This window comes from Streptococcus sp. FSL R7-0248, assembly GCF_037967965.1.
In the GTDB taxonomy this organism is placed as follows: Bacteria; Bacillota; Bacilli; order Lactobacillales; family Streptococcaceae; genus Streptococcus.
Genome location: NZ_CP150201.1, coordinates 1,643,851 through 1,667,042 on the forward strand (window position 1 = coordinate 1,643,851; position 23,192 = coordinate 1,667,042).

The 23,192-nt window shown below is 40.8% G+C and carries 26 protein-coding genes and 1 tRNA gene; 5 read left to right on the top strand and 22 right to left on the bottom strand.

The annotated features are described in order from the left end of the window. The first annotated feature begins 159 nt into the window (after positions 1-159). Both NYE32_RS07370 and NYE32_RS07375 read left to right on the top strand, forming a co-directional pair. A complete protein-coding gene (locus NYE32_RS07370) occupies positions 160-2,358 on the top strand; it encodes an ABC transporter substrate-binding protein/permease (RefSeq protein WP_048673755.1) in 2,199 nt (732 codons plus the stop codon). Next, positions 2,358-3,098 (top strand): amino acid ABC transporter ATP-binding protein, encoded by a 741-nt coding sequence (locus NYE32_RS07375; protein WP_145516737.1) that lies wholly within the window; start codon positions 2,358-2,360, stop codon positions 3,096-3,098. Before NYE32_RS07370 ends, NYE32_RS07375 begins: the two co-directional genes overlap by 1 nt. A gap of 76 nt (positions 3,099-3,174) precedes the next feature. On the opposite strand, the gene NYE32_RS07380 is transcribed toward NYE32_RS07375, so the two are convergent. The 7 genes from NYE32_RS07380 to NYE32_RS07410 all read right to left on the bottom strand — a co-directional run bounded on the left by NYE32_RS07380 (position 3,175) and on the right by NYE32_RS07410 (position 8,051). Then, positions 3,175-3,372: a GTPase gene (locus NYE32_RS07380; RefSeq protein WP_073685679.1), complete on the bottom strand. Its 198-nt coding sequence runs from the start codon at positions 3,370-3,372 to the stop codon at positions 3,175-3,177. A gap of 499 nt (positions 3,373-3,871) precedes the next feature. Next, positions 3,872-5,185, bottom strand: coding sequence for a GTPase ObgE (obgE, locus tag NYE32_RS07385; RefSeq protein ID WP_156685261.1), 1,314 nt, complete (start codon positions 5,183-5,185; stop codon positions 3,872-3,874). A gap of 94 nt (positions 5,186-5,279) precedes the next feature. Continuing rightward, positions 5,280-5,408: a DUF4044 domain-containing protein gene (locus tag NYE32_RS07390; RefSeq protein ID WP_002884629.1), complete on the bottom strand. Its 129-nt coding sequence runs from the start codon at positions 5,406-5,408 to the stop codon at positions 5,280-5,282. A gap of 80 nt (positions 5,409-5,488) precedes the next feature. Next, positions 5,489-6,220, bottom strand: coding sequence for a pseudouridine synthase (locus tag NYE32_RS07395; RefSeq protein WP_339156967.1), 732 nt, complete (start codon positions 6,218-6,220; stop codon positions 5,489-5,491). After that, complete coding sequence (locus NYE32_RS07400) at positions 6,221-7,195, bottom strand: GyrI-like domain-containing protein (protein ID WP_316715180.1); 975 nt, start codon at positions 7,193-7,195, stop codon at positions 6,221-6,223. A 13-nt stretch (positions 7,196-7,208) separates the two neighbouring features. Further along, positions 7,209-7,592 (bottom strand): PaaI family thioesterase, encoded by a 384-nt coding sequence (locus tag NYE32_RS07405; RefSeq protein WP_002891494.1) that lies wholly within the window; start codon positions 7,590-7,592, stop codon positions 7,209-7,211. A 93-nt stretch (positions 7,593-7,685) separates the two neighbouring features. Then, complete coding sequence (locus NYE32_RS07410) at positions 7,686-8,051, bottom strand: OsmC family protein (protein ID WP_037598323.1); 366 nt, start codon at positions 8,049-8,051, stop codon at positions 7,686-7,688. Positions 8,052-8,297: 246 nt separating this feature from the next. On the opposite strand from NYE32_RS07410, the gene NYE32_RS07415 reads away from it, so the two are divergent. Both NYE32_RS07415 and NYE32_RS07420 read left to right on the top strand, forming a co-directional pair. Further along, positions 8,298-8,663, top strand: a complete 366-nt coding sequence (locus tag NYE32_RS07415) for a hypothetical protein (protein WP_049546227.1) — start codon at positions 8,298-8,300, stop codon at positions 8,661-8,663. A gap of 115 nt (positions 8,664-8,778) precedes the next feature. Beyond that, positions 8,779-9,669, top strand: a complete 891-nt coding sequence (locus tag NYE32_RS07420; protein WP_073687909.1) for a DMT family transporter — start codon at positions 8,779-8,781, stop codon at positions 9,667-9,669. Positions 9,670-9,705: 36 nt separating this feature from the next. On the opposite strand, the gene NYE32_RS07425 is transcribed toward NYE32_RS07420, so the two are convergent. From NYE32_RS07425 to NYE32_RS07490, 14 genes are all read right to left on the bottom strand, one after another. Next, positions 9,706-9,945, bottom strand: a complete 240-nt coding sequence (locus NYE32_RS07425; RefSeq protein ID WP_002884756.1) for a hypothetical protein — start codon at positions 9,943-9,945, stop codon at positions 9,706-9,708. A 223-nt stretch (positions 9,946-10,168) separates the two neighbouring features. Continuing rightward, on the bottom strand, positions 10,169-10,816 hold the full coding sequence (gene serB, locus NYE32_RS07430) for a phosphoserine phosphatase SerB (RefSeq protein ID WP_201710713.1): 648 nt from the start codon (positions 10,814-10,816) through the stop codon (positions 10,169-10,171). A gap of 111 nt (positions 10,817-10,927) precedes the next feature. Then, positions 10,928-12,652, bottom strand: coding sequence for a septation ring formation regulator EzrA (ezrA, locus tag NYE32_RS07435; RefSeq protein ID WP_339156968.1), 1,725 nt, complete (start codon positions 12,650-12,652; stop codon positions 10,928-10,930). 96 nt (positions 12,653-12,748) lie between these two features. Then, positions 12,749-14,701: a DNA topoisomerase (ATP-hydrolyzing) subunit B gene (gene gyrB / locus NYE32_RS07440; RefSeq protein ID WP_002884534.1), complete on the bottom strand. Its 1,953-nt coding sequence runs from the start codon at positions 14,699-14,701 to the stop codon at positions 12,749-12,751. Further along, entirely contained in the window at positions 14,702-15,262 is a 561-nt protein-coding gene (locus tag NYE32_RS07445) for an HAD-IA family hydrolase (protein WP_339156969.1), read from the bottom strand. A gap of 85 nt (positions 15,263-15,347) precedes the next feature. Then, on the bottom strand, positions 15,348-16,043 hold the full coding sequence (locus NYE32_RS07450) for an LrgB family protein (protein WP_060972243.1): 696 nt from the start codon (positions 16,041-16,043) through the stop codon (positions 15,348-15,350). Beyond that, positions 16,036-16,410: a CidA/LrgA family protein gene (locus tag NYE32_RS07455; protein ID WP_037598332.1), complete on the bottom strand. Its 375-nt coding sequence runs from the start codon at positions 16,408-16,410 to the stop codon at positions 16,036-16,038. The genes NYE32_RS07450 and NYE32_RS07455 overlap by 8 nt, the downstream gene beginning before the upstream one ends. 152 nt (positions 16,411-16,562) lie before the next feature. Continuing rightward, positions 16,563-16,633: transfer RNA gene (locus tag NYE32_RS07460), tRNA-Thr, on the bottom strand. A gap of 57 nt (positions 16,634-16,690) precedes the next feature. Next, the gene (locus tag NYE32_RS07465) at positions 16,691-17,044 is read right to left on the bottom strand and encodes an arsenate reductase family protein (RefSeq protein WP_148512842.1); all 354 of its coding nucleotides are present in this window, start codon (positions 17,042-17,044) and stop codon (positions 16,691-16,693) included. A gap of 34 nt (positions 17,045-17,078) precedes the next feature. Then, positions 17,079-17,573, bottom strand: a complete 495-nt coding sequence (locus NYE32_RS07470) for a methylated-DNA--[protein]-cysteine S-methyltransferase (protein WP_339156970.1) — start codon at positions 17,571-17,573, stop codon at positions 17,079-17,081. Positions 17,574-17,627: 54 nt separating this feature from the next. Then, a complete protein-coding gene (locus NYE32_RS07475) occupies positions 17,628-18,806 on the bottom strand; it encodes a 3-phosphoglycerate dehydrogenase family protein (RefSeq protein ID WP_060972623.1) in 1,179 nt (392 codons plus the stop codon). An 18-nt stretch (positions 18,807-18,824) separates the two neighbouring features. After that, on the bottom strand, positions 18,825-19,382 hold the full coding sequence (locus tag NYE32_RS07480) for a GNAT family N-acetyltransferase (RefSeq protein WP_339156971.1): 558 nt from the start codon (positions 19,380-19,382) through the stop codon (positions 18,825-18,827). Positions 19,383-19,394: 12 nt separating this feature from the next. After that, positions 19,395-20,489, bottom strand: a complete 1,095-nt coding sequence (gene serC / locus NYE32_RS07485; RefSeq protein WP_014632766.1) for a 3-phosphoserine/phosphohydroxythreonine transaminase — start codon at positions 20,487-20,489, stop codon at positions 19,395-19,397. 154 nt (positions 20,490-20,643) lie between these two features. Continuing rightward, entirely contained in the window at positions 20,644-21,537 is an 894-nt protein-coding gene (locus tag NYE32_RS07490; protein ID WP_339156972.1) for an ROK family protein, read from the bottom strand. Positions 21,538-21,652: 115 nt separating this feature from the next. Between NYE32_RS07490 and NYE32_RS07495 the strand changes: the two genes are divergently transcribed. Next, entirely contained in the window at positions 21,653-22,048 is a 396-nt protein-coding gene (locus NYE32_RS07495; RefSeq protein ID WP_339156973.1) for a VOC family protein, read from the top strand. A gap of 42 nt (positions 22,049-22,090) precedes the next feature. On the opposite strand, the gene NYE32_RS07500 is transcribed toward NYE32_RS07495, so the two are convergent. Beyond that, a complete protein-coding gene (locus NYE32_RS07500; protein ID WP_002891518.1) occupies positions 22,091-22,990 on the bottom strand; it encodes an SPFH domain-containing protein in 900 nt (299 codons plus the stop codon). Positions 22,991-23,192: the final 202 nt, after the last annotated feature.

A 23,192-nucleotide genomic window follows, 5' to 3' on the forward strand; every position in this document is an offset into this window, starting at 1 on the left:
CAGTGTAACTAATTGACACAAGCTTGTCAAATTCTTCTAAAACTCTTCTCATATCTAACGAACTTTGTTACATTTTCTAACATCAAACTCCAAGAAGTTTGATAACAAGACCTTTTTTTGATAGAATAGGAAGGTATTTTATAAAGGAGACTTTTTATAATGAAGAAAAAACTTCTGACACTCTTCTTGAGTGTCATGTCAGTTTTCTTTGTTTTCGGAGCTAAGGTATCTGCCGAGACTATCTCAGTCGTTTCAGATACAGCCTATGCCCCATTTGAATTCAAAGATTCTGATCAGACCTACAAGGGTATCGACGTTGATATCATCAACGAAGTTGCCAAACGTAAAAATTGGGACGTTAACCAAACCTTCCCTGGTTTCGATGCAGCTGTCAATGCTGTTCAATCAGGCCAAGCTGACGCCCTTATGGCCGGTACTACTGTTACCGACGCACGTAAGAAGGTCTTTACTTTCTCAGACACTTATTACGACACCTCAATTGTTATCTACACACGTAGTAGCGATAAAGTCAGCGACTACAAACAATTGAAGGGTAAAACAGTCGGTGTTAAAAACGGTACCGCTTCTCAAACTTGGCTTGATAAAAATGCTAGCAAATATGGTTTCACTGTTAAAACTTTTGACACTAGCGACTTGATGAACAACAGCTTGGATTCTGGTTCTGTTGATGCAGCTATGGACGACACACCAGTTGTTAAATACGCTATTGGTCAAGGAAAAGACTACGCTATCAACATTAAGCCTGAATCTATCGGTAGCTTCGCTTTCGCTGTTAAAAAAGGTGGAAAACACGAAGATCTTATCAAAGATTTCAACGAAGCTCTTAAGGAAATGAAGAATGACGGCACCTACGACAAAATCATGAACAAATGGTTGGGTGACTCATCAAAATCTTCTTCATCAAAACCTTCAGCAGATCTTAAATTGACTGGTGATGCCAACGCAAAAGCCACTCCTGCTAAGGAAACCTACACTATCTCAATGGACTCATCTTTTGCTCCATTCGAATACCAAAATGGTTCAGGTAAATATGTAGGTATCGACGTCGATATCATCAATGCCATTGCTAAAAACCAAGGTTTCAATGTCAAATTGACAAACCCTGGTTTCGATGCATCACTTAATGCTGTACAATCTAGCCAAGCTGATGCCGTATTGGCTGGTATGACCATCACTGATGCTCGTAAACAAATCTTTGACTTCTCAGATCCTTACTACACATCAAACATTCGTTTGGCTGTAGCTAAAGGAAGTAAGGTTAAATCTTACAAGGATCTTAAAGGTAAGACTGTAGGAGCTAAAAATGGTACGTCATCTTACTCATGGTTGGAAGACCATGCTGGTGAATATGGCTTTACTGTTCGTGCTTACGATGAAGCTTCTACTATGTACGACAGCTTGAACTCTGGTTCAATCGATGCTCTTATGGATGATGAAGCCGTTCTTCTATACGCTATCCAACAAGGGCGTAACTTTACAACACCTATCGAAGGTATTGCTACTGGTGAAGTCGGCTTTGCTGTTAAAAAAGGTGCTAATCCTGAGTTGATTGAAATGTTCAACAATGGTTTGGCTGCTATCGTGAAAGATGGTACTTACGATAAGATTATCAATAAATACCTCGATAGCAACAAATCAAAAGAAGGAAGCACAAAAAAAGCTACCGATGAAACAACCATCGTAGGCTTGATTAAAAACAACTACAAACAACTTCTCCAAGGTCTTGGAATTACCCTTGGTTTGACCCTTCTTTCATTTGCTATTGCTATGATTATCGGTGTTATCTTCGGTATGATGGCAGTTGCACCAAACAAGACACTTCGTGTGATTTCACAAGTCTTTGTTGACGTGGTTCGTGGTATCCCATTGATGATCGTTGCAGCCTTCATCTATTGGGGTATTCCTAACTTGATTGAAAACATCACTGGTCACCAGTCACCAATCAATGATTTTGTGGCAGCGACAATTGCCCTTTCACTTAACGGTGGTGCTTACATTGCCGAAATTGTACGTGGTGGTATTGAAGCTGTCCCTATTGGTCAGATGGAAGCCAGCCGAAGCTTGGGTGTTCCTTACAATACAACAATGCGTAAGGTCATCTTGCCACAGGCGGTTCGCTTGATGTTGCCAAACTTCATCAACCAATTTGTTATCTCATTGAAAGATACGACTATCGTATCAGCTATCGGTTTGGTCGAACTCTTCCAAACTGGTAAAATCATCATTGCTCGTAACTACCAATCATTCCGTATGTATGCGATCTTGGCCATCCTTTACTTGGTCATCATCACATGCTTGACGAAATTGGCTAAACGACTAGAAAAGAGACTTAAATAATGGCTGAATTGAAAATCGATGTGCAGGACTTGCACAAATCATACGGCGACAATGAAGTCCTTAAAGGCATTGACGCCAAATTCTACGAAGGTGACGTTGTATGTATCATCGGTCCTTCAGGTTCAGGTAAATCAACCTTCCTTCGTACACTTAACCTACTTGAGACAGTGACATCTGGTAAAGTAGTCGTTGATGGCTATGAATTATCAGACCCTAAAACAAATCTTGACAAAGCCCGTGAAAATATCGGGATGGTCTTCCAACATTTCAACCTCTTCCCACACATGACAGTCCTTGAAAACGTAACATTTGCACCTGTTGAACTTGGACGTATGAACAAGGAAGAAGCTGATAAATTAGCTATGGATCTTCTTGATCGTGTTGGACTTGCTGACAAAGCCGATGCTACACCTGATAGCTTGTCAGGTGGACAAAAACAACGTGTGGCAATTGCACGTGGTTTAGCGATGAATCCTGACATCATGCTCTTTGACGAACCTACTTCTGCCCTTGACCCCGAAATGGTCGGAGACGTTCTTAACGTTATGAAAGAATTGGCAGAGCAAGGTATGACCATGATTATCGTTACTCACGAAATGGGATTTGCCCGTCAGGTAGCCAACCGAGTAATCTTTACTGCGGACGGTGAGTTCCTCGAAGATGGTACGCCAGATCAAATCTTCGATAACCCACAACACCCACGTTTGAAAGATTTCTTAGACAAGGTTCTAAACGCTTAATCATCACAACAGCTACTCTTGCTAGAGTAGCTGTTTTTGATTACCAATTTGGATAAGAAAAAAAACAGAGCAAGTGCTAGACTTGCTCTGTTGCTTCATTTAATTCAGGGTGTTTTGCTGCTTCTTCTCTAGCCAAACGTTCACGCTCAAGACGGAGTTTTCGGTTAGGATTTAAGCGTGTAAAGAGTTCCTCAAGTTTCTTTGGATTCCAAACATCGGCCGCAGAAACAAAGTTCCCATCTTTATCCCTGAAGGATATCGGTTTATCTCCCATTGTAAACCTCTTATTTCAATATTTTTATATTTCACCGACTTTGCGCAGTTAGTGAGGTTGATAGGTAATCCGCCATAGCGGCTGCCGTAGACTATCAAGTGCTTGGCACTTAGAGAGTCTTTCATGGTCACGACACGAAGGAAAGTCGGTCGATTATACCGACTTTGCGCAGTTAGTGAGGTTGATAGGCAGAACGCCATAGCGACTGCCGTAGACTAGCAAGTGCTCGGCACTTAGAGAGTCTTTCATGGTCACGACACGAAGGAAAGTCGGTCGATTATACCGGCTTTACGCAGTTAGTGAGGTTGATAGGCAATCCGCCATAGCGGTTGCCGTAGACTAGCAAGTGCTTGGCACTCAGAGAGTCTTTCATGGTCACGACACGAAGGAAAGTCGGTCGATTATACCGACTTTGCGCAGTTAGTGAGGTTGATAGGCAATCCGCCATAGCGGCTGCCGTAGACTATCAAGTGCTTGGCACTTAGAGAGTCTTTCAACGTCAATCCACAAACTCAAATTCGAAGTTACCAATACGAACGATATCGCCATCCTTAGCACCACGTTCACGAAGCGCTTCGTCAACTCCCATACCACGCAATTGACGTGCAAATTTCATGATAGATTCGTCACGTTCCATGTTAGTCATGACAAAGAGTTTTTCAAGTTTCTCACCAGAAAGTACCCATGAAGCATCGTCATCACGGCTAATTTCAAATGGACGTTCATCCTCGTTAAAGCCGTAGTAAACCTCTTCTTGTTCCATATCGTCCTCGCTATAAAGCAAGAATTCATCTGTCTCATCAAGCAATTCTGCAGTAGCTTCCAAGAGATTTTCCAAACCTTGGTGAGCCAAACTTGAGATTGGGAAAATTTGTGGCAACTCATCGAATTCATCGTAGTTAGCAGCCAATTTTTCCTTAAACTCTTTTAAGTTTTCCTCAGCCTCAGGCATGTCCATCTTATTAGCCACAATAATTTGTGGGCGTTCCATCAAGCGTAAGTTGTAAGTTTCCAACTCTTTATTGATCTGAAGATAATCCTCGTAAGGATCACGTCCTTCACTCGCTGACATATCAATCACATGAAGGATAACACGTGTACGCTCAATGTGGCGAAGGAACTGCGTTCCCAAACCAACACCCTGACTAGCCCCCTCAATCAACCCTGGAAGGTCAGCCATAGCAAAGCTCTCACCTGACTTAGTACGAACCATTCCCAAGTTAGGAACAATTGTCGTAAAATGATAGGCACCAATCTTTGGTTTTGCTGCTGTTACCACACTGAGAATCGTTGATTTACCAACAGATGGGAAACCAACCAAACCAACATCAGCCAAAATCTTCAATTCCAATTGAAGTTCGCGTTCTTCACCTGGTTCACCATTTTCAGCGATTTCAGGAGCAGGGTTACGAGGTGTTGCAAAACGGATATTTCCTCGACCACCACGTCCACCGTGAGCAATGACAAACTCTTGGCCATCTTCAACCAAATCAGTAATAACTTTGCCGGTCTCAGCATCACGAACTGTCGTACCTGGCGGGATGCTAACGATGAGGTCTTCAGCACCTCGACCGTGCATTCCCTTGGTCATCCCTTTTTCGCCATTCTTAGCCTTGAATTTACGGTTATAACGGAAATCCATAAGGGTACGCAAGCCTTCGTCAACCTTGAAAATGACTGAGCCACCCTTACCACCGTCACCGCCCCAAGGACCGCCATTGGGTACATATTTCTCACGACGGAAAGCGACCATCCCGTCACCACCACGACCAGCTTTGACACTAATCTTGGCTGTATCTAAAAACATACTCATCTCTATATCTCTCTTTCTGATTCATGTGTCCTATATAAAGGCATTCTCATATAAGAGAATTTCTGACAGACACAAAAAAACGCTTGATAGCGTCTTAAAGGACAGCTGCGACTGCTTGGAAAATCAATGCCCCAACTGTTACTAATAGCATAATCAAAACGACCAATACTGTTAGACGTTCAAAAAATGATTTCTTACGTGGTCCGTTATCTCCAAATGCCACTTGAATTTACCTCGTTTTTTCTTCTATTATTTCACAATAATAGTAACAAAAATCTGCCCATTTCGCAACTCTTAACTAGCTTAAGCCAAAGGAATTCCAAAAACAGCTAAAGCTTCCAACTCCTCCTCGGTTAAACGTCGCCAAGCACCAAGTTCTAAATCATCTGGCAGACTTAAAGGCCCCATACTCATACGTTGTAACTCTGTCACTTCCTTACCACAAGCAGCTACCATACGCTTAACCTGATGGAATTTCCCCTCAGCAATGGTAATCTGAACCAAGCTAGTCCCAGCATCCCTATCTACGGATACAATCTCTAGTTTAGCTGGTTGGCAAGTGTGGTCTTTGAGTTCAATCCCTTTTTCAAAAGCCAGAATATCCTCCTGATCCAGGATACCATCCACCTTGGCTTGATAAATCTTGTCTACATGTTTCTTTGGAGATAGCATGGCGTGAGCTAAGTCACCATTATTGGTCAAAAGCAGGAGGCCGTGAGTGTCAATATCCAAACGACCAACAGGAAAGACCTGCTTATGTCTTGCTGTGTCATCGAGTAAATCGAGCACTGTCTTGTGACGGGCATCCTCTGTTGCTGAAATGACACCTTGAGGCTTATTTAAAAGATAGTAAACAAAGGTCTCATGTGTCAGCTCCTGACCCAAGTAAGCAATTCGGTCTTTATTCTCATCAATCTGAGCCTTAGGTGACGTCTCCACTTGACCATTTACAGTCACTTGCTTCTTTTTAAGAAAGGTCTTGACCTGACTACGACTCCCGACACCACAGTCCACCAAAAACTTATCCAGACGCATCTAAACTTCCTCCTTTATTGGAATCCAAACTTCCATTTCATAATCTTCAGCCTGACGATTTCCTGGGAGATAAACCTCTACAGTGGGCTGGTCAATCATTTCAAAATGGTTCTTAGCATAGTGAAAACTCTCCCAAACAGCTGCCGTTGCAGGCCCTCTAAGTTTAAATACCGCATAAGTAGCTGGTGCTAGAGCAATCATTTCCATACTATCATCCTCACCAGCCAAGGCTGTTACATAAGTCTTGCGACTGCCATCATTGATCCGAATGCCATAGGTAGGAACAGCCAAATCATCTTGTTCTGCTAAAAAAGGTACCCAAAGGAAGTCTGTTGGCTTACCTAATTCCTCGCCTTCAAAAGCCATCCCTGAAAAACTCAAAAATCCCTTCCGAACAACCCTCACATCATAACGAACGGTTACTAAATCCAACTTTTGAATCACCTTTTTCAGTTTTGTCAGCTCAACTGGAACCTCGTCCGCTAGGACATAGGAAATCTTTTCTACAAATGCTTCTTTTTCGGCATTACCAGAGCCTATAGGAACCAAGACCCAATCTTCTGCTGCAACACTTTGATCTTCACAAAGGTAGGTAAAGTGCTTTCCTCCTTCATTAAAAGACACATCAGCTAAACGAAAAAGAGGTTCAGGTAAATCGACAACCACCATCTCAAACCCGTTTGCCTTAAACAAGAGCTCTTGATCCCTTAAACGAGCCTTCATAGCCAAGCTATCACTATCAATAGAAAAGCTGTTATCCGAGTCCATTACAGACTGAAAGAAGGCCTGGTGTAAACCTGAAAAAGTCCAGACAGTATGCCAACGACACATCATCTCATAATCATCAATGGTCACCAGAAGAGAGAGCTCCTGCTGGTCAGAAGCATAAGAATAGGCTTGAACGCTCAGTTGGTTTGGTGTCAGGTAGTCATTAACAAAGACCGCAAAGTCATCCATGGTTTGAAAATCTGACATAAACGCTCCTTTTCTATTCCTCGACCGAGCCTGTCACATACATAGTAAATGTAGCCCTTGTAAGAATTTTCTCTTCCTGATTAGTAATGACAACTTCCACCACCTTGGTCGTCTTGCCATTATGAACACACAATCCCTCAATCTTGAGTTGGTCAGACAAATGACCTGCCTTGAGATAATTGATATTAGACTGAAGCGTCACCGCATAGTCACCTGTTGAAATGGCCACGAGCCCTGCGATCTGGTCACAAAGCGTAAACAGATATCCCCCATGAGCATTACCAAAATAATTCAGGGACTTCTCGACTACCTTAGTTGTCACGATAACATGTCCCGCTTCAAATAGTTCTTCTTGAAAATTCTCAAATACACGGATCTCATGTAGTTTGTCTTCCATAGCAAGCCCTCCTATCGTTGCTCATTCCACACCTAGTGAAATGACACGTCTTTATCTACTAGTATAACACGAAGTTCATAAAGGATAATAAGCTTATTTGGCTAAGCTAATATCAACCTTAATATCTTCACGAAAAAGCTTCTTCACTCGACAATAATTATCCACAAAAGCCAAGAGTTCTTGTTCATTTTCCAAAATCAGATCCTTAGGTAAATGAATAGCAAGTGTGAAATGCCCTTCTTCATAGTTGGAATCAACCTGAATAGCAAGCTCCTCAATTCCCTGATACTTGGCAAAATAACTCTGTAGACACATGGTCACACAAGAAGCCAAAGCAATATTCACCAGGCTCATAGGTGTTTCCCCATCTTCCGTATAGCCAAAAAGTTCCACAGGTGCTCCATACCCCTCTGAAAGTGAATGGAATCGTTTGTCACCTTTAATTGTTGTTTGATACATCATGTCACCTCAATCTATTTTTTATTATTATAACAAAGAGAGGGCTAAGGACCGAGCTGAACGATTTGAAATATCTATCAAAAAACAGAAAGCGTAAGGGTTTTTAACTCTTATTTTCCAATAGATTAGTCTTGTACAACACTGAGATTACCAAGGGGTTACAGTTGAGTAAAAACGACTGGAAGCGCTTTTAATATTATGGTTTTTCATTTAAAATGAATTTACTAAGAAAAAAGGGAGACTATTATGGAAACATTTTCTAAATTAACTTTAGCCTCTGTCTCAGTTCTTGCCTTGTTGACCTTAGCAGCATGTGGCAACTCTAAAGACAAAACTGACTCATCATCTTCAGCACCATCATCAAGCAAGGTGACCAAAGAATCTTCTTCAACTGATTCAAGTGCTTCAGTAAAAGTCAACAAAGATGGATCAACTGAAGTCAGCGACGGAAACGCTAACTCAGCAAAAACAAACGGCAATAACACTGTAGAAGCTAACGATAGCGGAGGTAACAGCGCAACAGTTGGTCAAGATGGTTCAGTCGATGTTAATAGCCAAGACGGTACAAACGTCAAAGTCGGATCAGACGGAACTGTCTCAATTGGTAACTAAATAAGATAAAAAAGGCTAGCTATTCTGCTAGTCTATTTTTTAGATTCAGATTGATGTAAACGCTTCCTGAAAGTGCTATAATAGGCGTGGAAATCCAAATTCAGGAGGTGAGACAATGAAAAATAAAATCGTCTTGGGATGTTTGGCTGCAGCGACTTGTGAGATTCTCTTTGGGCTCAGTTTTATCTTTACCAAATCTATTACAGCACAGGTCAGTGACCTGGCTTTAATCTCTTGGCGTTTTGTCACAGCCTTCCTTTTTATTAACCTCTATTTTCTCATCAGTCGACGTCGGATAACAATTAACGGTAGAAATCTTAAACCTCTGACACGTATTGCTATCCTCAATCCGATAATCTATTTTATCTGTGAAACAATTGGTATTCGTATGACGACGGCTTCTGAAAGTGGAGCCTTTCTCGCCTGCATCCCAGTCGTTGCCCTTATCATGTCTAGCCTTATTTTAAAAGAATGGCCCAGCCGTTGGCAGGTGGTTGGTGTCATCACCACCCTCGTCGGTATCATCATGGCTGTCTTTGCTGCTGGCGGTTCTACCCACTTCTCCCTGGTGGGCTACTTGATTCTAGGTCTAGCAGTTGTCTCCTACGCCCTGTATTGCGTTGATGTTGAAAGGGCTAGTCAATTCAGTAGCCTTGAGATTACTTATTTTATGCTTGCCAGTGGTTGCCTGACATTTGGACTCTTTGCACTCAGCCAAGGCTTTCTAGCAGGCGATTTGAAAGAGCTCTTGCTACTCCCTGTGACCAATCCAAAATTCACTATCACCATCCTTTATCAAGGCTTGGGATGCAGTGTTCTGGGCTATCTTCTATCAAATTTTGCCATCGCAAATATCGGGGTTAACCGAACAGCATCCTTTATTGGGATTTCGACAATTATCTCAATTCTAGCGGCTGTCGTCGTCTTAGGAGAACCCTTCTCGTATTTACAAATTCTTGCAGGAATTTTAGTCGTCTTGGGCGTCTATGTGGCCAATAAAACCTAAAACTCTCGGGAATTAATCTTCCGAGAGTTTTTAGTCTTAATCAAGCTCTGTTTGGATTAACACGACGAGTTCTTCCTCATTAGGAATGCTGCTTACCGCAGTCGGCTCAGGTAAAGCCTTATCTCCATACCCCTTAATAATATGTGATAAGAACACAGACGCTTTTGTCATGGCAAGAGGTAAAGAATCTGCCCTAATGCTACGACCAAAATCAGGAAAACTAATTTGATAACCTTCCTCAATCGTGTGAAAAATCGCTGGATATTCGTATAACATGTCTCTTCCCCCATTTCAATACTATACTCCTCTATGATAAGATGCGTTTGAAGAGAAGTCAACCAAAATCATTACAATGGGGGAGTGAAACCATTCGAAACAATACAGCAAAGTTAAAATAAGGCTTAGTCCGTATTCAACTTGAGAAAGTGGCACCGATTCGGTGCTTTTTTGATGCCCAAAAAGCCCATTGGAATAATCCAACGGACTCTTTTTATAGCTACTATTTCTTAACCCCATCCAAAATCTCAATCACCTTATACAAATCTGGTTCTGTGATTTGGTAAGGCGCTTGTTCACGGACGATTGGTTTAGCACAAAAGGCGATGCCGATGCCAGCTGTCTTAATCATAGGCAAATCATTAGCACCGTCACCCATAGCAATGGTTTGCGAGAGTTCGAGACCATTTTCTGCTGCCCAATCTTTGAGTTTGGCTACCTTGACATCTTTGGTGACAATGTCACCATAGACCTTACCAGTTAAGACACCGTCAACCACCTCTAGGTGATTAGCCTTAACATAATCGATTCCTGCTTCAACTGCTAGTCTATCCACAGTCTCATGGAAACCTCCAGAAACCAAGCCTACCTTAAAGCCACGGGCGTGGAGTTCATATACAAGTTCCTTGGCTCCCTTGTTGAAATGAATACGAGCGTAGACCTTGTCAAATATACTCTCTGGCAATCCCTTGAGGGTCGCCACACGCTCATTCAAGGCCTGTCTAAAATCCAATTCTCCACGCATGGCACGCTCTGTAATTTCAGCAACCTTTTGACCAACGCCTGCTTCTTCTCCCAATAAATCAATAACTTCTTCTTGGACTAGCGTAGAATCTACGTCCATAACTAATAAACCTTTAACTTCTGACATAATTACCTCGATTCTTCGATGTCTATATAAGCCTTCACTAGATTTAATTCAAATATGAAATGAAAAACGGACCTTACAAAAAATTCTGGACCGTAGTCCAGAATCTTTCTCTTACATACGAATTTGTTCGCGTGTCTTCTCGTAAGATGATACAAAACGATCTGTCACACCTGGTTCAACTGTTTCCAAAGCATAAGAGATTTCTTCCAAAGATGCATCATAATCATGATCAACCTCAAACAATTTAAGTGCATGCTCAAAGCTACTTTGAACAGCAGGTTCGAACGAACGGTAGCGGTTTGAGTATTGCAAGAGTTGCTCAGTCAAGGTTGCATTTTGAACAACCAAGTAAGCAGTCTCTTCCAAATGATCAATGGCGTTTTTAGATATTTCTGTCAAACGCATTACCGCATCAATATTAATACGGCCACGGCTGAGTTCGTCCATAAGGGCCTCAATTTGAGCACTAGTTGAGAAGAATACACTCAAGAAGGATTGAGGAATACCTGGCAGGTTACGTTTTTCCATGTAACGCTTGATAACATGCAATTTATTAACATAAAGATCAAGCTCTTCACGTGCTTTAGCTTCGTTTATCTCAATAGCCTGAAGATTTTCAAAGACCTCAACCTGACCATTTTCAACAGCTGACAAGGTATTAAGACTCTTTTCAAAGATTTTCTCAAGTTCTGAGAATGGTTTTACCTGAGTTTCAAAATTTTCAAGGGTCGGAAGAACAGCCGTCTCCACACCTGAAATATCAGATGCAAAGCTACGAACATCTGCCGCATATGTTTCATCGAAGATGTAAGTCAACATGAGACGCTCAAGCTCTTCTTGAAGTTTCTTGTTGTTTTCTTTAGCATGCTTGAGATAATCTGGCAAAATTTTCTTTTGACGCATAACAACCTTGTATGAGGCAATTTCACGTTCAAAAATGCTATACAAGTTGTCAATTTTTTCTTGAATCTCAGCGTTTTCTTCTTCCGCACGGTCTAAATCAAGAGAAACCAACTCACTTGAGTTTGAACGGATAGCTTCACGAATTTCTTGGAAGCGACGTTCGATATTTTTCTCAGGGAAGTGATAATTTTGCTCAATCAACTTGCGATAGCCAGATTCCAAATCATCCAACTGATCTGGGAAATCATCTTCCAACTTAGCTACAATAGCAGGAATCTTCTCTGAAATTTGACCCAATGCAATAGTGTGCTCTTCTGCACGATCCAAGATGCTAGATGCTTCAACAGGGTCACCTGATGAGTTAAGAGTCACGAATTCTGCAAACTCAGCTTCAATGTTTTTAAGCTGCTTATTGATTTCGGTCATGGTAGAACCGAAATTATCAGAGTTTTCCTCGATTGAGTTTTGCAACTCTTCGTACAAGTCTAATGCATGCTTAACGCGAGCACTGTTCTTTTCTTCTTGTTCTTTCAAGGTTGAGAGCGCTTCGCGGATAGACTTGATATCTTCTTCCACAAGATCTAACTGACTCTCAATATTATTGATTTCACCACTAGCCTTGAAGAAATGGAAGGTATCATTCATATTTTCAGCTTCGAAAATATGATTTTCAATATCTGCGAATGAATTTGTCGAGATATCAATCCATTTCTGATTCCATTCACGGAATGTTGTTTGACTTTGTCCAATCAAGTGAAGCTTTTTAACTTCTTCAATTTCTTCGTTAATTGGCAAGTCAAACAATTTTTGCTTGCGTTCTTCAAGCTGTGCAATCCGCGAATCATTTCGTTTTCTAATAAGAATACCGACTAAGTAAGCGACAATTACAAGTATAACTACCACTACAATCAGTAAAACAATTCCGCTAGACATAGTTTCTCCTTAATCGTCTATTATGTTCATAAATGTAGAATAACATTACGATTATATCATAGTTATCCTAGCATTGCACCCTTTTCTAAAAGAATATTAGATATCTAGAGTACTGTAAACGGCATTTTCTTCGATAAATTCGCGACGAGGTTCAACCTTGTCTCCCATCAGCATATCGAAAATCTTATCGGCCTCTGCAGCATCATCCACAGAAACACGTGCCATCAAACGATTTTCAGGGTCCATGGTAGTTTCCCAAAGTTGGTGGTCATCCATTTCACCCAAACCTTTATAACGTTGTACTGTAGGTTTTGAACGTCCCACACTGTAGTTTTCAAGAGCAGCACGCAATTTGTCTTCTTGATCGGCACCAGGTTGGATGTACTCTTTAATCTCAGAACCAACCTTAACCCCATAAATTGGTGGTTGAGCAATGTAGACATAGCCTGCTTCCAAGACTGGACGCATAAAGCGGTAAATCAAAGTCAGAAGCAAAGTACGGATGTGGGCCCCATCGACATCGGCATCGGTCATGATTACCAACTTGTGGTAACGAGCCTTGCTGACATCAAATTCAGCTCCAAAACCTGTTCCCATAGCTGTGAAGAGAGAACGAATTTCTTCATTGGCTAGAATCTTATCCATGCTAGCCTTTTCAACGTTCAAAATCTTACCTCGAATTGGCAGAATAGCTTGGAATTCACGATTACGACCTGATTTAGCAGATCCACCGGCTGAGTCCCCTTCGACAATGAAAAGTTCATTCATTTCAGCATTATTTGATGAACAGTCTGCCAACTTCCCTGGAAGGTTAGAAATTTCAAGACCTGACTTCTTACGTGTCACTTCACGGGCACGCTTAGCGGCGATACGGGCCTTAGAAGCCAAAATCCCTTTTTCAACAATCTTCTTAGCGATAGCAGGATTTTCCAAGAGGAAGCGACTCAAAGCTTCACTGAAGAGACGATTGGTAATCTTAACCACTTCAGAGTTTCCAAGCTTGGTTTTGGTTTGACCTTCAAACTGTGGGTTTGGATGTTTAACAGAGATGATAGCAGTCAAACCTTCACGAACATCATCCCCTGTCAAATTATCATCCTTTTCTTTGAGAATCTTATTCTGACGTGCATAGTCATTAATGACACGCGTTAAGGCTGTTCGGAAACCTTGTTCGTGAGTACCACCCTCATGGGTGTGAATGTTGTTGGCAAAACTCATTACCGTTTCATGATAGCCAGTCGTGTATTGCATAGCAACTTCAACCGAAATACCATCCATCTCACCATCAGTGTAGATAGGTTCATCAAAGATAACATCCTTGTTTTCATTGATGTATTTCACATAGGATGTGATACCACCTTCGTAGTGATAATGTTTCTCTTGTTTGAGACCTTCACGCTTATCTGTGATAGAGATACGGAGCCCCTTGTTCAAAAAGGCTAATTCTTGGATACGTTTAGCCAATTTTCCAAAATCAAACTCGGTTGTCTCTTGGAAAATCTCTGGGTCTGGCGTAAAGTGAACAGTCGTACCATGTTTCTCTGTTTCACCAATTACTGCCAAATCTGCTACCACTACCCCACGTTTATACTCTTGGAAGTGGATATGGCCATTTTTATAAACCTTAACATCAAGTTGTGTTGAGAGGGCATTAACGACCGAAGAACCAACCCCGTGCAAACCACCAGAGACCTTATAACCGCCTCCGCCGAATTTACCACCAGCGTGAAGTACTGTAAAGACAGTTTCTACCGCAGGACGGCCAGTTTTTTCTTGGATATCGACTGGAATACCACGACCATCATCGACAACCGTAATAGAATTGTCCGGCTCAATAAAGACTTGAATATGGGTGGCGAAACCAGCCAAGGCCTCATCGATTGAGTTATCGACAATCTCCCATACCAAATGATGCAACCCCTCTTTTGAGGTTGAGCCAATATACATACCTGGGCGCATACGTACCGCTTCAAGTCCCTCTAGGACTTGAATCTGGCTGGCATCATATTCTTGCGCTTTTTCTTCAAGATTTTTTAATTCATCAGTCATTTATGTCACAATCTCCAATAATGATTTATGGCCATCAACAAGCAAGGTATCCAGACCCGCTGCTTTTCCTGCCTCTATATCTATCTGGCGGTCACCTATGACCAAGCCGTGTTTAATATCGTATTTTTTAATTAAATAAAGGAAACTATCTGGACTCGGCTTTCTAGCAAAACCATTTTCAGAAGTTACAACCTCTGTAAAATAAGAGGCAATTTCTGCTTTATCAAGGATATCTAGCACCAAGTGATTACGGTGGCTAACCAAAAAATTACGCCCACCCTCGGTCACAATCTTAGCTAGGACAGCCCTAGCACCTTTAAAAAGAACAGGTTCCTGTAAATGCTTGGCTTCCTCCTGCTTATATAGGGTTCGAAAATCAGCTATATCAGGCGCAAACATAGCAATGGCAGTGCTCGTTGATACCTTAAGGGCATCATAGACTGCTTGAGGTTCTGCTGTACGCTCAAATTGTTCTAAAGTTGCTAGAAAGGCTTGGGTTGATACCTGGTAATTATCCAACAAGGTACCACCCAAATCCCAGATATAATCTCCATAATTCATAACCTTAATTATAACATAAAAGGTCAGATTTTGCTTGCTTTTCACAGCTAAAAAGGCTTGGAAAACCTATCCAAACCTTAATTTTTTATTTCAGAATCAAACTTGCCACAATAGGACTAATAAAGACATATAGAATCCCTGTTACAGCGATTGAGAGACCACCCATGGCACCTGCAACTTGACCATATCTGAAGGCAGTTCCTGTACCTACAGCGTGTCCGGTTCCTCCTAGTGAAAGTCCGATAGCGACTGGGTCTTTAATCCCAATCATTTTTAGAAAGACAGGACCTAAGACAGAGGTTAAGATACCCGTAATAACAACTACAACCAAGGTTACCGTCGTAATCCCCTGCATTTTTTCCGAAATTCCCACAGCCATGGCAGTCGTTACGGACTTAGGAAAGAGCGAAATAGCCAAAAAATAATCCATTCCAAAAAGCTTAGCAATCAAGGCCGTGTAAGTCGTATTTAGAACACAAGCAACCGTTGATCCAATTAAAATACTCTTATAGTGATGGCGCATGAGGTGTAGATTTTTATAAAAAGGAACTGCTAGCGCGACTGTTGAAGGAATAATCAAACTGTTAAGATAAGAGCCACCGACATAGTAATCCTTGTAGGAAATTCCTGTATAGTGCAAAATGACGATAATCAGGGCAGTCGATACAAGAAGAGGCGTCGTCAAAGGATTAGGGAAACGGCGATAAATCAATAGCCCTATTGTGTAAGCTAGTACAGAAAGTGTTAGCCCAAACAAGGGTGTGTTAAAAAAATTAGCCACGTTTAACCTCCTCGTAATCACCTTCAAAATGTTTTTTGATGAAACCGACGACTACTGCAATCACTACAATATTAAGAACCAAGGCTCCCATAATAATCAAAATAATAGGGACAATATTCGCTGAAATAGCATTCCAACGTTCCATAATACCGACACCTGCTGGCAAAAATAGAATAGTCATATTGGCAATTAAAAATTCTGCCACAGCATGTATATGACGTAGACGAATCCACTTAAGCTGGAGAGCAATCAGAAGCAAGAATAAGCCAATAATGCTTCCAGGAATAGGTAATTTGAAGAATGTTGACAGAGCTTCACCAATAACGGCAAACAAACAAATCAACATGAATTGAACGTAGTATTTCACAACTTGCCTCCTAGGTTTAATCACCTATTAGTCTACTCCTTTTTTTTTGAATTTCAAGAGTTTTCAGTAAATTCTTTTGAAAAATTAAGAGCCATAAATCAGCCCCTTTGAACATAAAAAAATCCAACCCAAAGGCTGGACTCTATCACAGATGCCACCACCGAGAATTGAACTCGGAACGGAGCATTACCATTGCTCTATTATACCATTTAACTATAGCGGCAACTGTTTTAATCTTACCATATTTCTATTTACTGTGGCAAGATTTTTTGCTTATTTTTTATAAATATAAGTCTTGGTAAGGCGTACGGTAACCAACCTGTAAAACCTTACCATCTTTAATCAAGATAGGACGTTTAATCAACATACCATCTGAAGCTAAGAGTTCAACAGCTTCATCAAGAGATAGCATTGGTAGCTTATCCTTTAATCCTAGAGATCGGTAGGATTGTCCACTCGTATTAAAGAATTTCTTAAGCTCTAAATCTGACCCTGCCAAAAGCTCTTTTAAAAACTGAGCCGAAGGTGGGTTTTCCTTAATATTAATAGATTTAACATCTAAACCTAATTGATTGAGTTCCGCCTTTGCCTTACGACAAGTGCTACATTTGGGATATTCATAAAAAGTGTACATGTTTTTCTCCTTTTTTCTAGCATAAAATATCTGTCTAAGACTTGTCAAACCTAATGCCTTCTAAATGAAGTAAAAAACGCTTGGCTTCTTCTCCTGCTGCATATTTTCCTATATGACCACTACTAGGAAGAACCCGATGACAAGGGACGAGAACCAACCATGGATTCTTACCAACAGCAGTTCCTACCGCCTGTGCCGATTGACATGAAATCACTTTTCCAATCTGACTATAGGTTCTACTCTGCCCCGCAGGAATGTCCTGTAAAGCTGACCAAACCTTTAACTGGAAGGAGGTCCCTCTATCTGCTAGAGGGAGGGTAGCTGGACTTGGATTATTACCTTTAAAATAAGCCTCTAACCAATCCCTCGTCATTTTCAAGATAGGATTTGAGGTGTCTACTAATTCCTCTTCCTTAATACCTGCCTGAAAATGCTTTTGTCCCTCCAACCAAATGCCATAAAGCGCTTGGTCACTTGCCACCAAACACAAGCGTCCAATAGGAGATAAATAATACTGACGATAAAACATATATTTATTATAACAAAAAGACAGGAATCTCTTGTTCCTGTCAATTAACTCTTATTATTTACCTTTAATCAAACGCACACGAACGATATTGTCGCTAGCCTCAAACTTAGCAACCAATTCATCAATCTTAGACTTGTCTGTTTCATCAAGGTCAAGAAGTGTATAGGCATAGTCTCCCTTAGAACGGTTGATGATATTATCAATATTGATATTAAAATCAGAAACCGCTGTAGAGATACGAGCCACAATATTAGGCACGTTTTTATTAATCAAGGTGATACGGTATGGGGCACTCAAGGCCTGTTGCACACGTGGGAAGTTAACAGAGTTAACAATCTCACCTGTTTCCATGAAACGACGAATGGTTTGACCGGCCATAATCGCACAGTTAAGTTCTGCTTCACCTGTTGATCCTCCAACGTGTGGGAAGACAGTCACATGAGGTTTATTAAGTAGCTCTTCTGTACCAAAGTCGGTGATATAACGTTTAACCACACCTGTTTCCAAAGCATCAAAGAGGGCATCGTTATCTACCAACTCTGCACGGGCAAAGTTAATGATAGTTGTCCCTTTTTGCATAAGGTTAAAGGCATCCGCATTGAAAGTTCCTTTTGTGTCAGGTGTCAATGGAACGTGAACAGTGATATAATCACAGTTTTCAAAAATCTCTTTGAGATCAGAAACACGTCTTACGTGGTGAGAAATATTCCAAGCTGCTTCAATAGAAACGTATGGATCGTAACCATAGACCTTCATACCCAAACGGTAAGCATCATTGGCAATACGTGCACCAATAGCACCAAGCCCGATAACACCAAGGGTCTTACCAGCAATCTCGCTACCAGCAAACTGTTTCTTCCCTGCTTCAATTTGTTTAGGAACATCGTCACCACTAAGTGTGTTAACCCAAGCATTGGCCGCAATATAGTCACGTGCTGAGAGTAAGATAGAGGCCAGAACAGCTTCTTTAACAGCGTTAGCATTGGCACCTGGAGTATTGAAGACAACAATTCCTTTTTCAGTTGCTTCGTCAACTGGAATATTATTAGTTCCTGCACCAGCACGCGCAATAGCTTTCAAGTTGTCAGGGAAGACGGTATTATGGAGATTTTGACTACGAATGATGTAGGCATCTGGATTTTCCGCTAAATCACCATCAATTTGGAAATGATTTCCAAGTTCCTTCAAACCAATCTGGTTAATATTGTTATATGTTTTTACACTAAATACCATAATTTTATTCCTCTTAAATCAATGTATCCCGTGGTGAGCTGCTTCATCAAGTTCTTGATAAAAGGCTTTCTCCCGCTTAGTTTTGATTTTCTGATAAGCAAGACGTTCACCATCAATAGGAACCTTGCCACAATAGACATAGCCAAGCTTCTCCAAAATATGCTGCATGACAGTATTCTTTTCATGCGTATCGCAACGGAAATCATGAGCATCAGTTCCCTCAATAAGACCCTGAATGAAGGTTTGAGCAATGCCCCGACCCGTAAATTCACTTAAAACGGCGATTCTATGAAAAGTAATATAGCGCTTATTGTGGTGTTTCCAGTCCCCGTCATAGATTTTGTCGTAAGCAGGGTCTCCATCAACAATCACCGCAGCATAAGAAACGATTTGACCATCAACAATTCCTACATAGGCCTGCCCATTAAGGACATCGTTAAAGATAGTTTCTTCTGTAGGGTAACCATCAGCTCCTTGCCATTGGGTGCTCCCCGCTTCTGCTAAAGCAGTTCTAGCACTCTCAATCACAGTCATGATAGCCCCAATTTCATTTGGGAAGGCTTGTCTAATTTCCATCTCTTTACCTAATTATTTATTTTCGGCTTCAAATTTCTTCATAAAGTCAATCAAGTCAAGTACACCCTGACGTGGGAATGCATTATAAACACTAGCACGCATACCACCTACTGAACGGTGTCCTTTGATATTCTTGAAACCAAGAGCATCTGCTTCTGCTACAAACTTAGCATCCAACTCTTTACTTGGTGTTACAAATGGGATGTTGCAGACAGAACGATCCTTGGCATCTTTGACAGGATTTGTGTAGAAATCAGATGACTCAATGTAGTCGTAGAGAAGGCCTGATTTCTCACGTTGAATTTCAGCCATCTTGTCCACGCCACCAATTTCATTTTTAACCCAGTCAAAGACGAGTTTTGAAATATAGATGTTGAAACATGGTGGTGTATTGTAAAGTGATCCTGCTTCAGCTTGAATACGGTAATCCAACATGGCAGACAATTGTGGTTGGTCGTTAAGGAAGTCTTCACGAACGATAACCACTGTAACACCAGCAGGTCCAATATTTTTCTGAGCACCAGCATAGATAAGGGCAAAGTCCTCAACATTGTAACGAGCAGCCAAAATATTTGAAGACATATCAGCTACAATTGGCACACCATTAGTATCAGGCAAATCGTAGATAGATGTTCCTTCAATGGTATTGTTCGTTGTCAAGTGAACATAAGCAGCTTCTGGATCAATTGTTGCTGGGTCAAAGCTTGGGATGTGATCGTAAACAGTTTCTTCTGAAGAGGCCAAAAGAATTGGTTCAAAAGGAATAGTTTTTGAAAGTTTAACAGCTTCTGTATAAGCTTTTTTACCCCATGAACCACCTACAAGGTAGTAAGCTTTCTTACCTTGAGCGAGGTTAAGTGGGACCATTGTAAATTGTGTCGAAGCGCCACCTTGCAAGAAAATAACCTTATAGTTATCAGGAATGGCCATAAGCTCACGAAGTGTCGCTTCCGCATCTTTAACGATTTTGTCAAATTCTGGAGAACGGTGGGACATTTCTAGCACGGACATACCGGAATCTTGATAGTTAAGCAATTCAGCTTGGGCTTTTTCAAGCACTGGTTTTGGTAATGTAGCAGGTCCTGCTGAGAAATTATAAATTGTCATAAAGACACCTCCAAAATTTTAATGGTCCCATTATAGCGAATTTTCTGAATATTGTAAAGTCCTAACAGTAAAAAACGAACGGAATTAACCGTTCATCTTTAAAAAGTTAGGTATTTTAGGTATTATTCTATCAACTTTTGATTTTAGTATCCGTTTATTTCTGCTTAAGAAAATAAGCTGCTCCAATCAAATTAGCTCCATTATGATGATGACAGGCCACAATCTTCGGACGTTTAATAATTTTACCAATAAAGTCAATCTCATGGTGAACCTTATCAAACTGGCGGTTGACCTCCTCGATAAGAATAGGCTGGGCTGAAATACCACCTCCAATAACAAAGGTTTCCATATCAAAAATGGTTTGAAGATTCAATATGGTAATGGCTAAGTTACGGCAATAGCTTTCAAAAAGTGGATAGACCATTTTATCTCCTACATTAATTGCCTCAAATGCGGCTAAACCATTCTTTAAGTCAGAGTTCCCTAACACTTCATTAATTTTGGTAATTAAACCTACAGCCGACAGAGTCATGCCTCGCATCAATGAAGGCTCAACTTTTTCCATTTGAACTGGTAAAATAAAGGTCAACTCGCCCGCTTGAAAGTGACTTCCTTGAAAAAGTTTACCATTAATTATAAGTCCACCACCTAGACCTGAACCCAAAACAAGGGCTGCACCATTGGTCGCTCCTTGCAAATGGCCTGTGGCTAGCTCTGCCAAGGCTGCCGCTTTACCATCATTAAGAGCCATTACAGACAAATGGTACTTGACTTCAAGGACCTCTTTAATACGAAAACCATGGAAAAATCTCAATAAGCCACCATGATAAATGACACCTTCCTCAGTATCAACCGTCCCAGGAACACTAATAGCAATACCTGATAGCTTGGCTTCAACTGAAGTAACTATATGATCAATAACATCAATAGCTTGGTCAAAGGTTTGTGGAGATGACTGCGTCGGCAGACTTTTTTCAATGGCAAATTCCTCCGAAACAAGTGCTGACTTCACCTGTGTTCCTCCAAAATCAATCGCTAAAATCGTCATAATCATCCTCCACAGATTGTTTTTCGTCATTATAGCATAAAAGAGCCAATAGTAGAAAAAACGGTTTTAAAATGCTATCATAAACTTACAGAATTAGATAAAAGGAGTATCTCACATGACTAAATTTCTACACACTTGTGTCCGTGTCAAGGACCTAGAAGCCTCACTTAAATTTTATAAAGAAGCTCTTGGTTTCAAAGAAGCTCGTCGAAATGATTTTCCAGAATATAAGTTCACCCTTGTCTACTTGCAACTCGAAGATGATCCTGATTACGAGTTGGAATTAACCTACAATTATGACCACGAAGCCTATGATTTAGGAGATGGATACGGTCATATCGCTGTTGGTGTCGATGATTTAGAAGCTACACACCAAGCTCACAAAGAGGCTGGATACACTGTTACAGACCTCTCAGGTCTTCCTAGTAAACCAAAAATGTATTACTTTATCACTGATCCAGATGGCTATAAGATTGAAGTTATTCGTTTGGCTCAATTCCTAGAAAAATAAATCAAAAAAGTCAGATCGTATAGATCTGGCTTCTTTTTGTGCTTAATTTTTATTATCTGCTTTCAAGGCTGACAAAATTTGGGTACGAATATCATCCACACCGTTTGGATTATTTGGCAAGAATAAGGTTTGATTTCCTTTCGCCGCAAAAGTATTAAGGGTATCCAAATATTGGTTAGTCAAGAGAATAGACATAATCTGCTCTTCAGACATCCCCACATTAGCCTCTTTAAGTTCTGCAATAGATTCAGCCAATCCATCAACGATAGCCTTACGTTGTTGGGCAATACCAACACCATGAAGACGATCTTTTTCAGCTTCGGCTTCGGCTGCAGTCACAATCTTGATTTTATCAGCTTCTGCCAATTCTTGGGCTGCTACACGCTTACGTTGGGCAGCATTGATTTCGTTCATAGACTGCTTAACTTCAGCATCTGGTTCAACTTTGGTAATCAAGGTCTTAACAATGATATAACCATAAGTTGTCATTTCTTCTGCTACTTGGTGTTGAACCTCAAGGGCAATCTCATCCTTTTTCTCAAAAAGCTCATCAAGCGTCAATTTAGGAACTGATGAACGAAGGGCGTCCTCAATATATGATTTAATTTGAGCCTCTGGACGCATGAGTTTATAGTAAGCATCTGTAACATTTTGCTCATTTACACGATATTGAGTGGCTACATTCATCATGACAAAGACATTGTCCTTGGTCTTGGTTTCGACCACAATCTCACTTTGAAGCAAACGTAGTTGAATACGAGCGGCAATTTTATCGATACCAAATGGCAAACGCATATGAATACCACTCGTTGCGATTTTTTGATAGCGTCCAAAACGTTCAACGATAGCTACTGACTGTTGACGTACAACGTAAAGCATACTGATGAGAATTCCCAAGATAATCAAGAATGAAATCAGTAAAAAGAGAAATGCTGCTTGCATGTTAAGTCCTCCAAAATAAACATTAAAAATTTCTTTGCTTTATTATAGCACAGCAATACAATTTTTCAAGAAAAATAGTATGGCTTGTTCGGAATAGTGTAAAGTAGACACTTTCTTAATCTCTTATGTGTCAGCACTCCTGAAATCTTGGAAACTCTTGTTAATCGAGAGACTTGTACGCAACAGGCGAGACTTTTCGATG